Genomic DNA, 20,005 nt, shown 5'->3' on the forward strand with positions numbered 1-20,005 from the left:
AAGGCACGAGATACGGGTTACGCTTTGCGAGATACGCGCAGGTAACTTGTAACTCGCAACATGCGGATAACATGCTTGTCGTCGCTGATTTACTGATCTTCCGGCGCTTCTCTTACGATGTACAGCGGTCTGCCCTTGGCTTCGTCGTACAACCGCCCAATATATTCGCCGAGGATGCCGAGCGAGATTAATTGCACGCCGCCTAAAAACAGCACAAAGACCAGCGTGGTCGTTTGCCCTTCAAAGAAATGCGTGCCTGCCAGGCGTAAAATCGCAACCACGGGTATGGCGATGATGGCAAGTCCCGCCGAGGCGAACCCGAAAAATGTGGCTACTTGCAATGGGAAATATGAAAAGCCTGTCACGGCATTGATGGCGAGGCGGAGCATCTTGCGGAACGGATATTTCGTCTCGCCCGCCGCGCGCGCGGCGCGTTTATATTCCACGCCGATCTGTTTGAAGCCGACCCACGCGCTCATGCCGCGCAAAAAGCGATGCCGCTCGCGCATCTGGTTCATCACCTTCACCACTTTGCGATCCATCAAACGGAAGTCGCCGGTGTCGAGCGGGATCTTCACATCGGTGATGCGATAGATCAGGCGATAGAACAGCGACGCCGTCCACAACTTGAACCACGATTCGCCCTCGCGTTCGGCGCGCACGGCAAAGACCACTTCGTACCCCTCCTGCCATTTCTTCGCCATGTCGAGAATCAATTCGGGCGGGTCCTGCAAGTCCGCGTCAATGATGACGACCGCGTCGCCGCGCGAATAATCGAGTCCGGCAGTCACCGCCACTTGATGACCAAAATTCCGCGCGAAGATGACCGGGCGCACGCGCTGATCCGTTTTGGCAAGGTCGCGGATGATATCGCTCGAACTGTCGGAGGAGCCGTCGTCGATCAGGATCAATTCCCACGACTTGCGGGTTTTGTCCATCACTTCTTTCACGCGGCGATAGAGTTCGGGCAGGTTGTCTTTTTCGTTGAAGATGGGGGCAATGATCGAAAATACGATATTCATGGATATGATTTCTTTCGGTTGGTTTTTTTTCCACGGGTGGAGTCGGTTGGGGTGGGGGAGGCAACCGTATGGGCGGATGAAGCGCGGGCTTTATCCAACAGTTTGAATTTGCGCGAGCCGCGCCGGGGCGGGTTCACCTTTTCGGGCGGCGCCACAAATTGCGTGTTGCCGTCATCTTCGAAGGGAGATAAGCCCAGGATCCTCCGTTGGAGGTATCCCGCAATGATGATGGCTGACGCCAGCACGGGCACTACGAGCAGGGCGCCGAGAATGCCCTCGAGCACCGTCGCCGCGATGATGGCGATGAAGACGATCCCCTCGTGCATGTGCACGCTGCGCCCCATGATGAGCGGGCGCAAGAAAAGATTCTTCAGGGTCATCAAGATGAAAAAGACAGCGACGAGGATCATCGCCACCCAAAAGTTCGGCAGGGGAATCCACGTGGAGCCTTCCAGGAGGGCAACGCTTGCCGCAATCACGGCGGCGAGGAACGGTCCCACATCTGGCACGAGCGTGAATAAGCCGGCGATCAAGCCGAGCGCCAGCGCCCCGGGGATACCGAGGATGAGCCATGTTACGGTGAACACCGCGCCGACGATGATCATCAGCACGATCTGACCGCGCAGGTATGCCATCCAAATACGGCGGATGCGGCGATACAATTCGTGAATTTCCGCGCGGTAGGGCGGCTGGACGAAGGAGAACAATCTCTCGCGCAAGCCCGCCCATTCGGATAGGAACAGGTAAGCCCCCACGAGGATGACGAGGAACCATAACACGCCCACGGAGGTTGTTTCGAGCAAGTGCAACGCGTCTTTTGGCAATGGCGCGGTGATCGCGTCCTGAAGTTGCGCCAGGCTCTGCCCCCATTCCTCGAGGTGGAAGACCAGGTTGCCGATTTGAACGGGTTGCATCAACATTGCGCTCAACTGACTCGAGAGGTCGACCAGGTCTTGAAAGACCACCTGCGCTTCATCATAGAAGATCGGCGCAAGAGTGGCGGGCACGCCCACGAGCAGGATCAACGAGGAGAAATAGACAATGTTTACCGCCGCATTGCGAGACATTCGGGTGTTCTTGGTAAGATACACAACCGCTGGGTTGATCAAGTAGGCGATAAACGCGGCAATCACCATGTTCCGCGCCACATCGCGCCCATAAAAAAGAAATGCCACACAGGCGAGGAAGAAAAGAATCCCCGCAGTGTATCGGAAGGTTGGGCTCCACGGCGTATCCTGGTTCATAACAATGTTTTCACGGCATTCAGGGTCGGTTCGATGACCGGCGCCTCGGCGACCGCCCGCATCGCCGCGCGGATGTCTTTCAATCCGCTACCGGTATTGATTACCAGGATGGGATTCCCGCTTCCGATCACCCCAGTGGAAATTGCCCGCGCCACCCCGGCATACGCCGCCGCCCCGGCGGGTTCGGCAAAGATGCCCACCTTGCCAAGTTCGGCAATGGCGTAGAGGATCTCTTCATCTGATACATTAACGTACGTGCCGCCGGTTTCCTTCGCCGCGCGGACCGCGCGCGCGCCATCGCGCGGCAAATCGACAGAGATCGAATCGGCAATCGTCTTTGCCGTGACAGGCTTGATGGCTTCGGTGTTGGCATGGAAGGCGTTCGAGATCGCCGCAGACCCTTCGGCTTGCACGCCGATGATGTGAGGGGTGTTTGCCATCCAACCGAGTTCCACCAGGTCTTTGAAACCTTTGTGGATTCCCGAAATGATGTTGCCGTCTCCCACCGAAACAAAAACAGTCAACGGCGGATGCTCCAAACCCGCGCCGAACTCTTCGTGCCATTTCGCGTGGGCGTCCTGCCACCATTCCCAAATTTCGAATGCGGCGGTTTTCTTTCCCTCCGCCGTGAACGGATTGTAGCCCGTGTTGCGGCAATACCAACCGAACTCGTCGGCGCATTTCACGGTGAGGTCGAACGCGTCGTCGTACGAGCCGTCCACCAGAATCACTTTCGCGCCGAAGATGAGCAGTTGCGCCACCTTCGCCGGCGGAGCGGACTTCGGCGCAAAGATAATCGCCTTTTGCCCAACCGCGGCAGACATCCCTGCGAGAGCCGCGCCGGCGTTCCCCGTCGAAGCGGTGACGACGATCTCCGCGCCGATCTCATGCGCGCGAGTCACCACGATGGCGCTGGCGCGATCCTTGAAGGAAGCCGTGGGGTTGCGGGACTCGTCCTTTAGCCACAGGTTTTGCAACCCGTATTTTTTTGCAAGGGAGGATAATTGATAAACGGGTGTTCCGCCCACAGCATGAAGCGGGGTTGAGTCGCCTTCAGGTTCGCCCACCGGCAGGAGCGGCAAATATCGCCACAGCGACGGGTCGTTGCGCGAGAGCAGGTCTTCGGGCTGGTATTTGGTCTTGATGGAATCGTAATCGAGCGTCACATCCAAATTGCCGCCGTCTTTGGGGCAAGTGTACGCAACTTCGTTGGGAGCATATTCCGTTCCGCATAACGAACAGCGGTAGCCGAGGAATTTATCCATGCGCTGATTTTACCCGATACATGTGAAGACCTGATGGGTCTCCGCGAAAGCACAACGGATTCGCGGCCATGTCCACGTGTGGATTAAGATTATCAACGTCGTGAATAAGACCTGTCAGGTCTTAAACAAAAAAGACTTTCAGGTTTGAAAACGTGAGAGTCTTTCTATGGAATAGTGAAGTATTTGGTTGATTTAAGGCGAAGCCCGCAAGGTTGAATTAGTAAAATCAGGCTTTTCAACTTGAAAATATCGCAAACTTCTCGTGAGCGAATCGTTTACCTTTTCATAAAAACTAGCATCATTTCATAAATTTGAAGAGTCGCGAAATAGAATAACAAGGGAACAAATAATGCAGAGATAATGTATTTGCTTTTCCTCTTGTCTAGAAATAATTCATTTAAAGTCACGTCGAGATTTGAGGACTTTCCAAAATAAAACAACATGGCAGCCATGGCGACTCCTGAAATTCCTCTTGCAACAGCTGGGTATTCTCTATATACATGAAAAGCTAAAAAAACACTGAAAAACGCTAATAGTGTTAATATCACAACTAGTAAATACTTTTGAAATTGTATTTTGATTTTCATTTAGAACTCCTGAGCTAAAAAAATCTCAAGAAAGATGTTCGTATCAAGCAGAGCCTTCATGGTAACCGCCCCGCAATTCAGCAATTTGGTGTTGAAGTTGAACCGAAGTTTATTGGCCGCGCAAATCTTTCAACGCGCCTTCCCATCGGAAGTTCATGGGGGCGCTTTGCTTTTTGACTCGGTATTCCAACAAAAACGCGACAAAATCCCGCACCTCAGTTTGCAAGGCGGGCGGAAGCATGCGCAACATTTCCTGCAAGGACAAATCAGCCATGATTGTCTCCTGTTCTCTCTTTGCCTATTTTACCCGATATGCAAAAAGGACTCTCAGACGTAAAATCTTGAGAGTCCTTTTCATATTTTATCCTTCCGCATTCATCCTTGCCGTTCTTCCCTCTCCCAAATCTCCCGCGCAATGGACTCCTGATCCACAGGCAGCCTATCCACCCTCACACCAACCGCGTTATAGATCGCGTTCGTGATCGCGGGCGTGGTGGGAATACTGCATATCTCGCCAACTCCCTTCGCGCCATACGGTCCCGCCGCAGTGGGATGCTCCACGATAATGGAGGTGATCTCAGGTGTGAGCATAATCCCAGGGATGCGATAACGCGCCAAACGGTCAGTGACTACGTTGCCGTTGTCCATGATGAATTCTTCGGTGAGGGCGTTGCCGAGTCCCATCATCACGCCGCCTTCGACTTGTCCCTGCAAGCCCAGCGGATTGACCGCCATGCCCACGTCGTTGGCAGAGATGACTCTCAGCACACGCACTTCGCCAGTCAGTTTGTTGACTTCCACTTCAGCGGCTTGGACTCCGAACGAAAAAGCGAAGTGCATATCGCCGCCTGTTCCCAAAGGTTGTGTCTTCGGCGCTTCGTATTCATACAACGCGCGTGGATGTTGTCCCAGCGCTTTCATTTCTTTGGCGACTTCGGCGTAGGTCATGGAATGCCCATTGGCATGGACGATTCCATTTTCAAAACGAATCTGCTCAGGCTTGACGTCATATTTCTCGGCAAGTGTCGCGGTGATGGCATCTCGCAGAGTCTTCGCCGCATAACGTGACGCGTTGCCAGTGACAAACGTTTGACGCGACGCAGTTGTGGGTCCGCCGTTCGGAGTCAAATCCGTATCCATCACCAACACCTTGACCTGCTCAGGCGGAACAGACATTTCTTCCGCGACGGTTAATCGCATGACGGTGACCAGCCCCTGCCCCATTTCTGCGGACGAACTCCGCACTTCAAACATGCCGTTATCGTACAACTCAACTTCGGCGTTGGAAATATCAGGCGCGCCGCCGCCAAGTCCCGTGTTTTTGTATGCCGCGGCAAATCCCCAAGAGCGTACCAAGTGCGGCGTTTCAAGTTTCACGTGCGGCTTGAACACATCCCTCTCAGACAAACCTGAAACCTGACACATGGCGCCTGACACCTTATCAATACATTCCATGAGTCCCACCGACTCGCGCAACTCCTGTCCCGTGTTCGTGATGCTCCCGACATGCAACGCATTGATGCGACGCAGTTCAACAGGCTCGATGTTCAATTTCTCGGCGAGCATGTCCATCATTGATTCAACCGCAAACGCCGACTGCGTCACTCCGAATCCACGGAACGCGCCCGCAGGCGGATTGTTGGTGTACATGGCGTAACAATCGGCGCGGACATTCGGCACATCATACGGACCCGCCGAGTGCGTGGTGGCGCGGGTCATCACCTTTTCGCCGAGCGACGCGTACGCGCCCGTGTCGCCATACAATTCAGACTCGCTTGCCACGATGCGACCATCTTTCTTCGCGCCGATCTTGATTCGGATCTGCGTCGCGTGCCGCTTCGGATGGACCAGCAAACTTTCATGCCGATCGAACAACAACTTCACGGGTCGTTTCGTCACATCCGCCAGCATCGCCACATGGATCTGCCCCATCACATCTTCCTTGCCGCCGAAGCCGCCGCCCATCAACTGCCCGACGACGCGCACACGCGACTCATCCCAACCCATCACACGCGCCACTTGCGTTCGATCCTGATACGGAATTTGCGAACCGCAATAAATTTCAAGTCGGAAACCTGACAGGTCTCCTGAAGACCTGTCAGGTTTTACTGGAACTGCGATACTACATTCGGGTTCGATGAACGCGTGGTCATACGTCGGCGTGTGAAACGTATGTTCAAGGATCACATCCGACTCGGCGAATCCTTTTTCCATATCGCCCTTGCGGACTTTGATGTGCTTGAGCAAATTTCCTTTTTCATGGATCTGCGGGACTCCCTCCTCACGCGCCATCACGGGATTCGTGATCACGGTCTGCGGATCAAATTCCGCTTCGATCAACGCCGACGCCTGATTCGCAACCTCAAGCGTTTCCGCCGCTACGAGCGCGATCGCATCCCCCACATAGCGGACGCGTTCTCCAACTCCCACCATCACGGGCCAGTCGTAGATGATCAGTCCATGATTGCGTTCGGCGGGAATATCTTCGGCGGTTAAAACTGCGACCACACCTTTCAACGCTTTTGCTTTTGAAATATCAAGTTTGGTCAAGAACCCATGCGGGATCATCGCGCGTTTTACTTTTGCGAACAGCATATTGTCGAACACGAGATCGTCGGTGTAGATCGCCCTGCCGTTGACCTTTTCGATTCCATCGGGGCGCAGATGCGTATGTCCCACCGATTTATGGACATGAATCGAATCAGGGACGTTCGGCTTGCGAACAGGCTCGCCCGTCCGCAACGACTCTGCCGCGGCGAGAATCGCATTCTCAATGGTCGGATACCCCGCGCAACGGCACAGCGTATCCTTCAGCGCAAAACGGATTTCATCGCTCGTCGGATTCGGATTCCGCTCGAGCAGCGCATACGCCGTCATGATCTGCCCGGGGATGCAAAATCCGCACTGCACCGCGCCATGCTCTACGAAAGCCTCCTGCAAAGGATGCAGCGTCTTTCCTCTTTCCTCTTTCTTTTCTAAATCCTTCGCGCTCCTCGCGTGCTTAGCGGTAAATTCCCCCGCGAGTCCCTCAATAGTCAACACCATCTTCCCCTCCGCCCGCTCGGCGGGATACATACAAGAGACCACAGGTTCCCCATCCACAAGGACGGTACACGCGCCGCACTCCGCCTCGTCACAGCCGATCTTTGTCCCTGTGAGGCGCAGGCGATACCGAAGCAGATCCGAAAGCGTTTCATTCGGCTTGGCTTCGAGGGTGTGTTGAAGTCCGTTTACGGTAAAGGAGAATTGATTGGTCATGGGTCACTTCCTAAAGATCGAACCGCGGAGACACTGAGCCACGGAGTTTTTAATTGGGTTTCTCGGTGTCTCCGTGTCTCAGTAGTTTTCTCGAGATGTTTTCCTTCATAGAACTCGGCGATAAATACCGTCTTTCAAAACAGGGACATTGAAGTTGATAAGCAACCCAACACGAATTCCTGTGAGTCTCATGTATGTCAATAATTGGGCTTCATGAACGGGAATAACCCGTTCCACCGCTTTCAATTCGACAATCACGCGCTTGTCGTAAATAAGGTCTATCTCATAGCCTGCTTCCAATTCAATGCCTTTGTACTTCACAGGCAATTTCACCTTATGCACAAACGGCATTTTCTGTAATTCGCTTTCATGCTCCAGACACACCTGATATGACGACTCAAGTAGACCAGGACCAAGTACCTTATGAACTTCAATCGCCGCTCCGATGATCTTATCGGTCAGGTCTTTCTCTAACAACGGTTGATTGTTCTTATTCTTCAGAACTGGAAAGTTGCGCTGCATTTGTCATCCTTTCATCTTTAACCACGGAGACACTGAAGCGCGGAGAAAACCAATTTTAAAAATCTCAGTGTCTTCGTGTCTCAGTGGTTTTCTCTTCTGCTCGTAACCACGCGGACTCGACCCATCCCCGAACAGCCCACTGACGATATATCTGCGATAGTTGGCGCTGGAACGGCAGATAAAAGAATTCATTTTCATTCTACAGTTATGGTAATAACTTCCACGACCTTTGAGGCTTTCTCGCGCTGGTCAATGTCAAAAGTAACCTGTCACGTTAAAAACGTGACCTACGTTTTTTTGCACTCTCAGTGTCTCCGTGACTCCGTGGTTTTCCTTTCTGCTCGTAACCACGCGGACTCAAGCGTATCCCCAAACAACCCGCTGACGATATGCCTGCGGTAATCCGCGCCTGCCCTGCGCGCGCTGGTGCGGAATTGGGCTTGGGCGAGCAAAGCATTCAGCGCGGATTCGAATGTCGCTTCGTTGAGAGATCCTCCGCGCAAAACATCTTCGGCTTGCGTGGCGCGGAAGGGAGTCCCGCCGCCGGGACCGACGGCGATGCGAATGTCTTTGATGATGTCATTCTCGCGTTCGAGCCAGACGGCGCAATTCAAGATGGGAAGCGCGACGCCTTGCGGACGCATGATCCGTTGGAAGCAGGAGGCTTGATGGAGAGTGGAAAGTGGCAAGTGAAAACCAACGATGAGTTCTTCGCCTTGCTTGATGGAGGATTTGCCGGGACCGAGAAATAAATCTTTGAATGAGATTCGACGCGCGCCATTTGCGCTTGCGATTTCTGCTGTGACATTTAACGCGAGCAAAGCGATCGTCCCATCGGCGGCGGGGAGGGCGTGGGCGACGTTGCCTCCGAGGGTGGCGACATTGCGGACTTGCGGACCGGCGATCAAGTTGCAGGCTTCGGTCAAGGCTTGGGCGTGGCGAACAGTTAGAGGGTCCAGTGCGATGCGGTTGACCGGGATGGCGGCGCCGATGAAGAGTTCATCTCCGCGCTGTTCGAGGAGAGTCAGCTCGCGGATGGAAGTCACATCTACTAATGTTTGGATGGGTGAATGGCGTCCCTGTTCGAGGTCGAGGAGTAGATCGGTTCCACCGGCGATGGGGAGCAACGGACGCGGGGCGTGGGCGAACGCATCGATGGCTTCGGCGAGAGTCTTGGGTTTGAGATAATGTTGCCAGAGTGTCATTTGTTCTTGAACGCGAAGGATTTGACGCATTGGAGGGATTCTAGTAAGTAATTTAACATAGTCCGCGTGGTTTTCTCTCGTAAATCTGAATCGACTATGTTAAATTACTTTTCAAACGCACCACTAGTTCACCCCTTCGCATGTTCTTCGCATCTCTTGCTGCAAATCAGATCTGATACAACTCCACTAACACTCCCGAAGCGCTGTCGGGGTGGATGAACGCGTACTTCTTCCCATCTGCCGCGGTGCGCGGTTCTTCGTTGATGAGCCTCGTGCCTTTCGATTTCAACTGCGCCAGCATGCCCTCGATATCGTCCACCTCTACGCAGATGTGGTGCATACCGGGTCCGCGCTTGGCGAGATATTTCGCAATGCCCGAATCGTCCGAAGTCGGGCGGACCAGTTCCACTTCCGCGCCTTGAAGCGGCAGGAACGCCACCTGCGATTTTTCGGCGGGCACGTCGCGTAGTTCGTGGAGTTCCATCCCCAGCGCGTCGCGCCAGAACGACAGGGCTTTGTCCATGTCGTCCACAACAACGGCGACGTGGTTGATCTGTTTTACGTGAGGCATATGTGTCTCCGACAAACCTTCAAACACAAAGGGCACAACGGTCACGAAGGTTAACCATCAATCGGCAAAACCAAATCCTCAAAATCTCCTTGCCTTTTCCTTTGTGTACTTCGTGTCCTTCGTGGTAAGAGTCTTAACTTCGATTATATCCGCTTGCCAGAGAATCAGAGAGCGATTAAGATAGAGGCATGCCCGCTCTTCCATTCAACGTCCGGCGCGTTGCGACGATCATCGGTATCGTTGCGCTGGTGTTCATCGTGTTAGAGTTCAATCGCCGCCTCGAGGAAATGAATTTGCTCAATAAGCAATATCAGCTTGTGCAACAGCAAGCCACGCAGGCGGTGCAGACCCAAACCGCGTTGCAAACGCAGGTGGCTTTTGCCGCTTCCGATGGCGCTGTGGATGAATGGGCGCGCACCGACGGTCACTATGTGCAAGAGGGCGATCTGCCGGTCGTGCCGCTGGGTCAACCGGGCGCCGCGCCCGTCGAATTAAGCACGCCCGCGCCAACTGCAACGCCGATGACGAACATGCAAATCTGGTGGGACTTGTTCTTCGGCGAACATTAATGGGGCCCCCGGATTGGGGAGTTTGGGGGGGTTTTTCACTCGGGGAGTGGGGGCCGGGGGGGGGTTTTTATCGCCCAACCCAAATCCATTTTGGATGACCAACCGACTCGCGCTCTTCCCCGAATCGACTCGCGCGCGCGGCGACTCGCTCTTCCTCGCGGGACATTCCCTCGCCTCTCTCGCAGATGGGCATCTGACTCCGCTGTACGTATATGATCGCGCCACCCTCGACCTCGCCGTTGCGGAATATCAATCCGCGTTGCGCACGTATTATCCGGGCGAGTCGCACATCACCTACGCGGGCAAAGCCTTCCTGTGCAAAGCCATCGCCGCGTGGACTCAACTTCACGGCTTGACGGTGGATTGCACCGGCGAAGGCGAGATCGGAATCGCCGTTGCTGGCGGCGTGCCGCGTGAAAAGATTCTTGTGCATGGGGTGAATAAATCGCTAGCGGACTTGAAGTCCGCGTTCCGAAATGCGGGGATAATAGTTGTGGATAATCTGACAGAAATAAATAACGTAGTAACGACTTCAGTCGTTAGCAAAAGGGCGACCGACCCCACAGAGGCGCTTTGCGGAGTCGCCACTACGCCTAACCTCTGGCTTCGCCTCCTGCCCGGCGTTGCCGTCTCAACACATCATTCACACACACAAACAGGACAGCACGATAGCAAGTTCGGCATGACGCGCGAAGAGATATTGCAAGCGGTGCAAATCGGCAAATCGGCAAATGAGCAAATCGGCAAATCAGCAAATGAGCAAATAGGTAAATCGGCAAATCTTCCAATTAATGGAATCCACTTTCACCAAGGCTCGAATTTCCGCGACCCTGAGCCGCTGATCCCCGCCATTGACATGGCTCTCGACATCGCCAAAGAGATCGGCTTCAACGGCGCGTGGCATTTTTGTCCCGGCGGCGGATGGGGCGTGGCGTATCACGAAGATGAATTGCCGAACCCATCCATTGAAAGTTATGTGCGCGGAATTGCCGAAGCAGTGATTGAAGGTTGCAAACAACGCGGACTCGACCTCCCCATTTTGCATCTTGAGCCGGGGCGCAGTCTCGTGGCGCGGGCGGGCGTGGCGATCTATCGCGTCGGCGCGATCAAACAACGCGGCGATAAAATTTGGATCCTCACCGACGGCGGCATGGCGGATAATCCGCGCTTTGCGTTGTACGGCGCGAGGTATTCTTGCTTACCCGTCGAGAGACTCAATCGAGAAGTCAACGCGAAGGTTTCGATTGCGGGACCTTATTGCGAATCGGGCGATGTGGTCATCGAAGATTTGCCGATGCCGGAGTTGAAAGAGGGCGAGTTGATCGCCATCCCTGTGGCGGGCGCGTATCACTTGAGCATGTCGTCCAATTACAACGGCGCGCGCCGCCCGGAAGTATTGATGGTGGAGGAGGGAAAGGTGGAAGTGATGTTGAGGAGGGAGACGGTGGATGATTTGCTCAGGCGCGATCCATGACCACCAATGCCGACCTGTTTCTCAAACGCCTGCGCGCTTCCGAATTCCTTCACGGGTTGGACGAGAGCGCGTTAAGACAGATCGCCGAGAGCGCGGCGTGGAAGGTCTATCCGCCCAACGCGGTCATCTTTTGGGAAGGGGATAACGAATCGAATTTGTATTTCCTGCAATACGGCTCGCTCAAAGCCATGAAAACCTCACCCGATGGGCGCGAACAGGTTCTGCGATTTCTCTACGCGGGCGAGGTGTTCAATGAGGTCGGCGCGTTGGCGCGAAAGCCGAATCCTGCCACAGCCATTGCGCTGGAAGAGTCGGGGTGTGGCTTCTCCCGCGCCATGCGCTGGACAAGATTCTGTTGGAACATCCGCAGGTGGCGTTGCAGATCATCGAAAACATGGCAGACAAGATCGTCGGGCTGGTCACGCTCGCCGCAGATCTATCGCTGAAAACGGTCGAGGCGCGTTTCGCCAAGTTATTGCTCGATGCCGCGGAAGGGGATGTGATCGAACGCCGCCGCTGGACGAACCAGACCGAACTGGCGGCGCGACTCGGCACCGTCCCCGATGTGCTCAGTCGCGTCATCCGCGAACTGACGAAGGTGGGGCTGATCGAAATGGACAGGCAATCCATCCGCATTTTGGATCGGGCGGGCTTGGCAGAACGGGCAATGATTCAGGAGTAAAAAAGATCGGCGCGCGGATTACGCGGAATTCCATTCATCCGCGCGCAAAAGAATTCCAAAAAACCCGACAAAAGTCGGGGCGCGAAACGGGGGCGAGGAGTACAGTTTTGGCATACAAGGAGACGCCATGCCCGACATCTATTTTCCAGACACAAAATCCAAAGCCGTTTTTTCCGCCGATGGACCAAAGCCGCAGTTCCTGCTCGACGCGCCGCAGTTCAAGGCGCTGGTAGTGGGGTTGGAGGCGGGACAGCAACTGCCTGTTCATCCCGCTGAAGCGGCAATGTACCATTTCCTCGAAGGCGAGGGGCTGATGACCGTGGACGATGAAACTTTCGCGGTCAAACCCGGCGTGACTGTCATCGCGCCCAGCGGATCGAAGCGCGGCATGAACGCCAAAACGCGCCTCGTTTTCCTCGGTTCGAAAGGCGCATCCTAGTACCGCAAAGTTCACTTTGTGAATATGGACAAGGTGAACCTTGTCGTACTGAATCTTTTCCAAAGGAAACTCTCATGCCCATCCCTTATCTTCTCACTACCTTGCTCTATATTTTCGTCGCCCTCTTTGCTGCGGCAGATGCGTCGCTCGTCAGCCTTAACCTCGCCAGCGCGTTTCCTGCCCTGCGCTGGGTGCGCGTCCACTTTATTACGCTCGGCATCCTTTCGCAGACCATCTTCGGCTTGCTTCCCGTTCTCGTCGCGTCGCTCGCCAAAAAGACGAGACCCGCCATCCGCTGGGATATCTGGCTCACGCTCAACGCGGGATTTGTCGCGCTCGTGGCGGGATTCGCGGGCGTCAACCATCCGATGATCTTTGCGGGCGGCGCGCTGATCTTCACCGCCGCGACGCTTTTCTTCATTCAACTCTGGAACGCGCGCGGCGGCAACGCTCCCGCCTCGCTTAAGTTTTACATCGCGAGCGTGTTTTATTTATTCGTCGGCATCCTCGTCGGCACGGGCTTGTGGCTCAACTGGAGCGAAGCCCTCTACATCAAAGTTCCGCTTGAGGTACATATCCACGCCAACTCGTGGGGCTTCATGTCGCTGGTTTTCGCGGGTCTGTTCGTTGACTTCATTCCCATGATCACGGGTCGTCCGCTGGGCGGGAAGAACGCGATCTCTTACATCTACTGGGGCATGACACTCGGCGCGTTCGGGCTGGTGCTCGGACCCTGGCTGGGCGGCTCGCTTCCCCCGACCATTACAGGCTTGATCTTGCATCTCTCGGCGACGATCCTGTTGATCGTCCTGGCGGGACGCGCCCTCAAAGCCAGCGGTCATCTCTCGACGGCGGGCGGCTGGCACTTGCTCGCTTCCTACACATGGATTCTACTCCCCGTGCTCGTCGCGCCGTTGATTCTGACTCACCTCATCCCGGGCGGACCCGTCGAATCGATTGCGCCTCAACCCCTGATTTATGGCTGGGTACTCCAATTCGGCGTTGCCCTCATCCCATACATTGCGCGTCGTTTCTTTCTCAAACAGGAAACTCCTCCATTGGGCGGTCACTGGTTCAGTCTGGCGGGCATCGCCCTCGGCAGTGTTCTGGTCTGGGTCAGCATCTTCCTCGTGGATATGCGCGGCGTGTTGTACGGAATCGGCTTCGCCCTCTACGCGCTGGCGCTGATTCCCCCCGTCAAGGAACTGTTCGAGATCGTCCGCGATGGGTTCAGGAGAATCGAGTCTGTGTGATAAGCGCAAGAGTTTTCTTGTGGTACTGAAACTTCAAATGTTAGACGTTATCGAAAATATTTTTTCGGACGCGGATTGACACGGAAAACGCGGATTTTTTCTTCGTTATCAGCGTTCATCGGCGTTTATCCGCGTCCTACAAAAGAACTTGGGCTTATTACCGATAAAGTCTATTGCTTTCATGGCGTCTTCATCGCCAGTTCACAACGTTGCTTGATAATGACTTCAAATCATACAAGGAGATGTTCATGTCAAAGTCCACACCCGCCCGTTACAGCCCCCTGATGGTTACGCTTCACTGGTTGACTGTTCTGCTCGTCTTTGCCGCATTTGTGGTCGGAAAAGCGATGGGCAGATTGCCGAATGACGATAGCGCAAAACTCATGCCATTGGCGATTCACATGATGCTGGGAATCACCATGCTGGTCGTGATCGTCGTCCGCTTCCTCGCGCGGATGAGGACCCCGCATCCCGCCTACGCCTCCACAGGCAACGCCTTGCTCGACGCTCTCGGCAAGTTCGCGCATTACGCTCTCTACCTGCTGGTCTTTCTGATGGCGGCCAGCGGCATGGCGCTCTCCGCGCAGGCGGGGCTTCCGCAAATTGTCTTTGGCGGCGCAAGTTCCCTGCCTGCCGACTTCTTCGACTTTGCGGCGCGCGCCATGCACGGCTTCATCGCGCCCGCGCTCTTCCTGCTCATCCTCCTGCATGTCGGCGCGGCGTTCTATCACCAGTTGGTTCTCAAGGATAAATTGTTCGCGCGCATGGGGTACGGAAGATAATCCCCCCTCCGCACAGTCCATAGGGCAACAGCGCCAAGAGAGTTTCAAACAGCCGACTTATTTATGTAAGTCGGCTGTTTGCATTATGGGTGATTTCGAGCTATCCATGTTATAACAGTCGCACGATGAAGTACAACGTTGTTGCGCTCGCGCAGATGAATAGCGACCAAATAAGAAATCTGGCTCGCCTTCACCGCCGTGTTCTACATTCGTTATTGAGCGAGCTTGGCGCGCCGTTCCTGGAGCGTTATTACCAGTTTGCCCGCGCGGACTCGTCGGTGATTGGGATGTGCGCGTTGGGCGCGGAGGGGAATCCGCTGGGGTGGGTGGTGGGGTCGCCACAACCGGAACGAGTCGCCCGTCGGATGAGCGAGGCGCGGGGGTGGTTCATCATCCACATGGCGAGGGTGTTGTTCGCGAATCCAAAAGCGATCTGGCAGGTTGTTGTTTCATCGCGGTCGGCGTCCGTTACAATGAGGCCGGGCGCAATCGAGTTGACGTATTTTGGCGTGGATGAATCGGCGCGCAAAAAAGGGTTGGGGCGCGAATTGTTGAACGCGTTCATCGAAGCCGCGCGCGGGAAGGGATTTACCTCCGTAGAGTTGAGCGTGGAAGCCGGGAACGCCGCCGCGATTGCATTGTATACTTGGGCAGGTTTTCGCGTGGCGCGTTCGTACACAGAAGGCGCGTTCGACCGTCATCGCATGGAATTGATGCTCACATGACAGTTCTCCTTCGTAAAATCGAATCGTTTGCCCAGCCGCGTTATGCGCCGTGGCTTTTTTTGATTGTCGGGTTCCTTGCCTACGGCTTGTTGTTATGGCGTCACGGTTTTTATTGGGATGATCTGCCGATGACGTGGATCCGTTACGAGTTGGGGCGCGAAGCGATGGCGAAATATTTTTCGACGGCGCGCCCTGTGTGGGCGGTGCTGTATCAGGTGACGACAACCTTCCTCCCGCCTGTGCCGATGGTATGGCAATTTGTTTCGATCCTGTGGCGCTGGCTCAGCGTGGTGTTGTTGTGGCAACTCGTCCGCGAACTGTGGCGCGACCGCGACAAGATGGCGGCGTTGGCGGGATTATTGTTTTTGCTCTATCCGGGGTTCAACTTGCAGTATGCCTCTTTCCTCACCGCGCATTTTTGGATCGTGGTCTGTTTCTTTTTCGCGTCGTTCTTGTCGACGTTGCGGGCGATGAACTCGCCCTCGCGCTATTGGCTGTTCACCAGCCTGGCGATGATCCTCTCCGCGCTGAATTTGTGGATGCTCGAATATTTTTATTCGCTCGAACTGATTCGCGCGGCGATCATTTTTTACGCGTTGCGGCAGAGCGGGCGGGGAGAAAAAGTATTTCAAACCGCGCGCCGCGCGTTTTTGCAGTGGCTTCCTTATCTATTTGTCTTCGTTGCGAATATTTTGTATCGCATGTTCGTGTTTACGAATGTGGCGTATCAAAATGTGTTCTTCTCCGAATTGCGGACAGATCCGCTTCGGGCGCTTCTCGGCTTGATGAAAAATATCGCGGCGGATCTGTGGCTCGCCTCGGCGCAGGCTTTTGGAACGATCTTTACGTTTCCAAACCCCGCGCTCGACGGTCCGCTAACGACGCTGATGTATCTCGCGGTGGTGATCGTCGTCGGCGTATTGGTGTTCCTCTTTTTCAAGAGCGCAAATGTTCAACCTCAAAGACAGTCAGCGTACTGGGCGATCGGCATTGGCTTGATCGCCATGCTTCTCGGCGGAGGTCCTTATTGGCTGGCGTCTCTCGATATCAGCCTTTCGTTTCCCGCGAGTCGTTTTACCATGTCGTTCATGTTCGGCGCGTGCGTATTGATCGCGGGGCTGGTTGAGTTGATTCCCAAAACACTGCGCGTTGTGTTCGCCGCAACCCTTGTCGCGCTTTCGGCGGGCAGGCAGGTGATGATCGGCGATTCGTTTTTGCAGGATTGGGAGGCGCAGAAAAACCTGTTCTGGCAAATGCGCTGGCGCGCGCCCGCGCTCCAGCCCGACACGCTCGTGTTGATGAACGAGCATCTTGCGTATTACGCCGACAACTCGATCAGCGCGGGCTTGAATTGGATCTATGACCCCGGCGCAAGCGCGGACGATATCAAGTACGTCATCTTTTATCCGGGCAATCGCCTCAATGGCTCGCTTGCTTCCCTCGAGCCGAACACCCCCATTCGCTACAGTTACATCGCGGGTGACTTCAACGGCAACACATCGGATGCCCTCGCGTTTTACTACGACCCGCCGTATTGCCTCCGCCTGCTGGATTCTGATCTGGATAAAAACAACCGCTTCATCCCCGACGACAGCCTGATGCGCCAGGCGTCGGCATTATCCAACCCCCAGCGGATTCTGCGCGAGCCGCCCGCATCCATGCCCGCGTTCTACGGGGCGGAACCTCCACACGGATGGTGCTACTACTTCCAAAAAGCCGAGCTCGCGCGTCAATTCGGAGATTGGGATGAAGTGAACCGTCTCGCCGATTCCGCCTTCAAACTCGACGAGCATTTCAACAATCCCGTTGAGTTGTTCGTCTTCATCGAGGGTTATGCCCACGCAGAGAAATGGGATGGTGCGATTCAACTATCCAAAGAAGCGCGGCAAGTTTCAAAGAGTTATGTTGACCCGTTGCTCTGCAAGTTGTGGAAGCGTATCGCAACAGAAACCGCATCAAACGAAGCGCAAACCGAAGCATTGAATGAAATCCAAAATCTCATTGAATGCCCCGAAGAATGATTTGCAAAACCCTTCACGAAAAATAATGCCGAAGGCGTCGCGTGGCGCCGTGGCGACAGATGACATGATATTATCGCGTATGATGTCGGGGTTTGATTTGAACCCGATTACGATTTTGAATGAAATCCAAAACGTATTGGAATGTCCAGCGCAATAATTGAGACGGATTCTGTTTGTAGAGTAATCCCGAAGGGATGATAGGATTATAGAAATTGAGCATAGTTTCCGAAATCCCGAAGGGATGACATGATCGTATTACCTATGACACCCCTTCGGGGTTAATTCATATTTCAAATTCGCGCACTAGAATCATGTGACCCCTTCGGGGTCTTCGACCTATGAAATTTTTTCGCCCACCCGTCGTTCTCCTCCTTGTCGCTATCCTCGCTTACGGATTGCTCATCCCGCAACTCGGCTTTTATTGGGATGACCTGCCCATCTCGTGGATCGCTTACGAGCTCGGCTCCGAAGCGTTGACCAAGTACTTCTCGACCAACCGTCCCGTGTGGGGATTGTTGTACCAGATCACGACTCGCATCATTCCCGATGAACCCATCTACTGGCAAATCTTCGCGCTATTTTGGAGATGGCTCGGCGCGGTGATGGTGTTCGCCATCGTCGAAAAATTATGGAAGGGCAAGCCCCGCCTCGCGCTGGGCGTTGCTCTTCTCTTTTTGGTCTACCCTGGATTCACTCAACAATGGTCGGCGTTTTTATATAGCCATTTCTTCATCGTGCTGTTTTTCTTTTTATACTCCTATCTCCTGATGTTGCGTGCCATGGAAGAACCGAATCGCTATTGGCAATTGACCGCGTTCGGCTTGATCTTCTCCGCGCTCAACTTATGGATGATGGAATATTTCTACGTGCTGGAACTGATGCGCGTGGGCGTCATCCTCACTGCCCTGCGCGGCGAGACGATGAGCCTGCGCGAGATGGCTATTAAAACTTTCAAGTTGTGGCTTCCATACTTAATCGTTTTAGTTTTGGCGATTCTCTCGCGCTTGTTCATCTTCAACAATCAAGTCTACGGGATTGGACTAGGAGACTCGTTGAAGTCCGCGCCGCTGGAGACGATTATCAATCTTGCGCGAAACATCCGTTCCACGTTGACTCTCGTCCTCCGCGATGCGTGGGTGCAAGTGACGCAGTTACCTAAAATTTCATCGGCTGAGCCCATTCTTAATTCATATTACATCGTCGTTGCGTTGGCGGCTCTTGTGTTGATCGCAGGTTTCTTGTTTGTTTCGCGTGAAGAAACGCAATTGATTCAAAAGAATATCAAAGATTCGCTTTGGATGATCGGCTTGGGCATCTTCACTCTCCTGCTTTCGGGCTGGCCCTTTTGGCTGGTGGGATTCGTCCCGTCGCTGGCGTGGCCCGCGAGTCGATTCACGCTTCCGTTCATGTTCGGCGTCAGTTTGATCTTTGCTGGCGTGGTCAGTCTGATTCCATGGGAGCGAATTCGTATTGCTTTATTTGTTTCATTGATCGGTCTTGCCGTTGGCTATCAATTTTTAGTAGCGAATAATTACAAGCAAGATTGGCAAACTCAAAAAGAATTTTTCTGGCAAATGACGTGGCGCGCGCCGAGCATTGCACCCGATACTGCCATCATCATGAACGAAGGCGCGCTGGAATATTACGCGGATAATTCTTTGAGTCCCGTCGTCAATTGGGTGTACGCGCCTGAGAAACGCGGCGAAGATATTGATTATGTGTTGCTGTATCCCACCACGCGTTTGCGAAGCGATGCACTCCCGAAACTTGAACCTGATCTACCCATCTTCACTGAATATTTAGCAGGACAATTTCATGGAAATACATCGCAGGCGTTGGCGATTTATTTCATGCCGCCGGGTTGTATGAGGATTCTTGATCCCGATGTTGACCGCGTGAATCGCGCCATCCCCGAACAAAGCCTGATGCGTTTTGCATCGCGGCTGACAAATTATGAGTTGATCTCATCCGAGTCAAGTTCACAGATGCCGAAGCCGTATGATCCCGAGCCAATACATGAATGGTGTTATGCCTTCCAGAAAGCGGACTTGGCGCGTCAATTCAAACAGTGGGATGAAGTTGTGTCGCTGGGCAATGCCGCGTTCGCCGAGGGTTTGAATCCAACTGACCCGGCGGAGCGATTCGTGTTCATCGAGGGATACGCCCATGCGGGCGAGTGGGAGCGCGCGGTAGAACTATCCATGCGATCGTTGAGCGAATCGGAATCGATGAGCGCGCCCCTCTGTCGGTTGTGGGAACGTGTCGCGGCTGAGACAGCCGAAGGTCCGGGACGAAGCGAAGCGTTATCCGCAATACAGACGACTCTCGCTTGTAATCCATGAAAAAAAGCACTTGCGTATATCGTGTGGTTTGTCTAGAATAGGAA

At 54.3% G+C, this 20,005-nt stretch carries 19 protein-coding genes; 10 read left to right on the forward strand and 9 right to left on the reverse strand.

Annotated features, from left to right (window positions below):
• Window positions 1-89: 89 nt before the first annotated feature.
• From IPM31_10305 to mce, 9 genes are all read right to left on the reverse strand, one after another.
• Complete coding sequence (locus IPM31_10305) at window positions 90-1,022, reverse strand: glycosyltransferase family 2 protein (protein MBK9007371.1); 933 nt, start codon at window positions 1,020-1,022, stop codon at window positions 90-92.
• Entirely contained in the window at window positions 1,019-2,266 is a 1,248-nt protein-coding gene (locus IPM31_10310) for an AI-2E family transporter (GenBank protein MBK9007372.1), read from the reverse strand. The genes IPM31_10305 and IPM31_10310 overlap by 4 nt, the downstream gene beginning before the upstream one ends.
• Entirely contained in the window at window positions 2,263-3,531 is a 1,269-nt protein-coding gene (gene thrC, locus IPM31_10315; GenBank protein MBK9007373.1) for a threonine synthase, read from the reverse strand. Before thrC ends, IPM31_10310 begins: the two co-directional genes overlap by 4 nt.
• Window positions 3,532-3,806: 275 nt before the next feature.
• Window positions 3,807-4,118 carry a hypothetical protein gene (locus IPM31_10320; GenBank protein ID MBK9007374.1) on the reverse strand — a complete coding sequence of 104 codons (312 nt, stop codon included), beginning with the start codon at window positions 4,116-4,118 and terminating at the stop codon, window positions 3,807-3,809.
• A gap of 109 nt (window positions 4,119-4,227) precedes the next feature.
• Window positions 4,228-4,392, reverse strand: a complete 165-nt coding sequence (locus IPM31_10325; protein MBK9007375.1) for a DUF2281 domain-containing protein — start codon at window positions 4,390-4,392, stop codon at window positions 4,228-4,230.
• 101 nt (window positions 4,393-4,493) lie between these two features.
• Complete coding sequence (locus IPM31_10330) at window positions 4,494-7,376, reverse strand: molybdopterin-dependent oxidoreductase (protein MBK9007376.1); 2,883 nt, start codon at window positions 7,374-7,376, stop codon at window positions 4,494-4,496.
• 105 nt (window positions 7,377-7,481) lie between these two features.
• Entirely contained in the window at window positions 7,482-7,898 is a 417-nt protein-coding gene (locus IPM31_10335; GenBank protein ID MBK9007377.1) for a GxxExxY protein, read from the reverse strand.
• 305 nt (window positions 7,899-8,203) lie between these two features.
• Window positions 8,204-9,103, reverse strand: coding sequence for an FAD binding domain-containing protein (locus tag IPM31_10340; protein ID MBK9007378.1), 900 nt, complete (start codon window positions 9,101-9,103; stop codon window positions 8,204-8,206).
• A gap of 166 nt (window positions 9,104-9,269) precedes the next feature.
• Entirely contained in the window at window positions 9,270-9,674 is a 405-nt protein-coding gene (gene mce / locus IPM31_10345; protein ID MBK9007379.1) for a methylmalonyl-CoA epimerase, read from the reverse strand.
• A 188-nt stretch (window positions 9,675-9,862) separates the two neighbouring features.
• Between mce and IPM31_10350 the strand changes: the two genes are divergently transcribed.
• From IPM31_10350 to IPM31_10395, 10 genes are all read left to right on the forward strand, one after another.
• Complete coding sequence (locus IPM31_10350) at window positions 9,863-10,243, forward strand: hypothetical protein (protein MBK9007380.1); 381 nt, start codon at window positions 9,863-9,865, stop codon at window positions 10,241-10,243.
• 94 nt (window positions 10,244-10,337) lie between these two features.
• Window positions 10,338-11,717 (forward strand): diaminopimelate decarboxylase, encoded by a 1,380-nt coding sequence (gene lysA / locus IPM31_10355; protein MBK9007381.1) that lies wholly within the window; start codon window positions 10,338-10,340, stop codon window positions 11,715-11,717.
• Window positions 11,714-12,163 (forward strand): cyclic nucleotide-binding domain-containing protein, encoded by a 450-nt coding sequence (locus IPM31_10360; protein ID MBK9007382.1) that lies wholly within the window; start codon window positions 11,714-11,716, stop codon window positions 12,161-12,163. The genes lysA and IPM31_10360 overlap by 4 nt, the downstream gene beginning before the upstream one ends.
• The gene (locus tag IPM31_10365; GenBank protein ID MBK9007383.1) at window positions 12,112-12,399 is read left to right on the forward strand and encodes a winged helix-turn-helix domain-containing protein; all 288 of its coding nucleotides are present in this window, start codon (window positions 12,112-12,114) and stop codon (window positions 12,397-12,399) included. The genes IPM31_10360 and IPM31_10365 overlap by 52 nt, the downstream gene beginning before the upstream one ends.
• Before the next feature lie 127 nt (window positions 12,400-12,526).
• Window positions 12,527-12,838, forward strand: a complete 312-nt coding sequence (locus tag IPM31_10370; protein ID MBK9007384.1) for a cupin domain-containing protein — start codon at window positions 12,527-12,529, stop codon at window positions 12,836-12,838.
• A 74-nt stretch (window positions 12,839-12,912) separates the two neighbouring features.
• On the forward strand, window positions 12,913-14,091 hold the full coding sequence (locus tag IPM31_10375) for a hypothetical protein (GenBank protein MBK9007385.1): 1,179 nt from the start codon (window positions 12,913-12,915) through the stop codon (window positions 14,089-14,091).
• Between the two features lie 248 nt (window positions 14,092-14,339).
• Complete coding sequence (locus tag IPM31_10380; GenBank protein ID MBK9007386.1) at window positions 14,340-14,873, forward strand: cytochrome b; 534 nt, start codon at window positions 14,340-14,342, stop codon at window positions 14,871-14,873.
• A 125-nt stretch (window positions 14,874-14,998) separates the two neighbouring features.
• Window positions 14,999-15,598, forward strand: a complete 600-nt coding sequence (locus IPM31_10385) for a GNAT family N-acetyltransferase (protein MBK9007387.1) — start codon at window positions 14,999-15,001, stop codon at window positions 15,596-15,598.
• Window positions 15,595-17,619, forward strand: a complete 2,025-nt coding sequence (locus IPM31_10390) for a hypothetical protein (protein ID MBK9007388.1) — start codon at window positions 15,595-15,597, stop codon at window positions 17,617-17,619. Before IPM31_10385 ends, IPM31_10390 begins: the two co-directional genes overlap by 4 nt.
• Window positions 17,620-17,957: 338 nt before the next feature.
• Window positions 17,958-19,961 (forward strand): hypothetical protein, encoded by a 2,004-nt coding sequence (locus IPM31_10395; GenBank protein MBK9007389.1) that lies wholly within the window; start codon window positions 17,958-17,960, stop codon window positions 19,959-19,961.
• Window positions 19,962-20,005: the final 44 nt, after the last annotated feature.

Origin of the sequence: Candidatus Defluviilinea gracilis (assembly GCA_016716235.1) — a bacterium.
Classification (GTDB): Bacteria; Chloroflexota; Anaerolineae; order Anaerolineales; family Villigracilaceae; genus Defluviilinea; species Defluviilinea gracilis.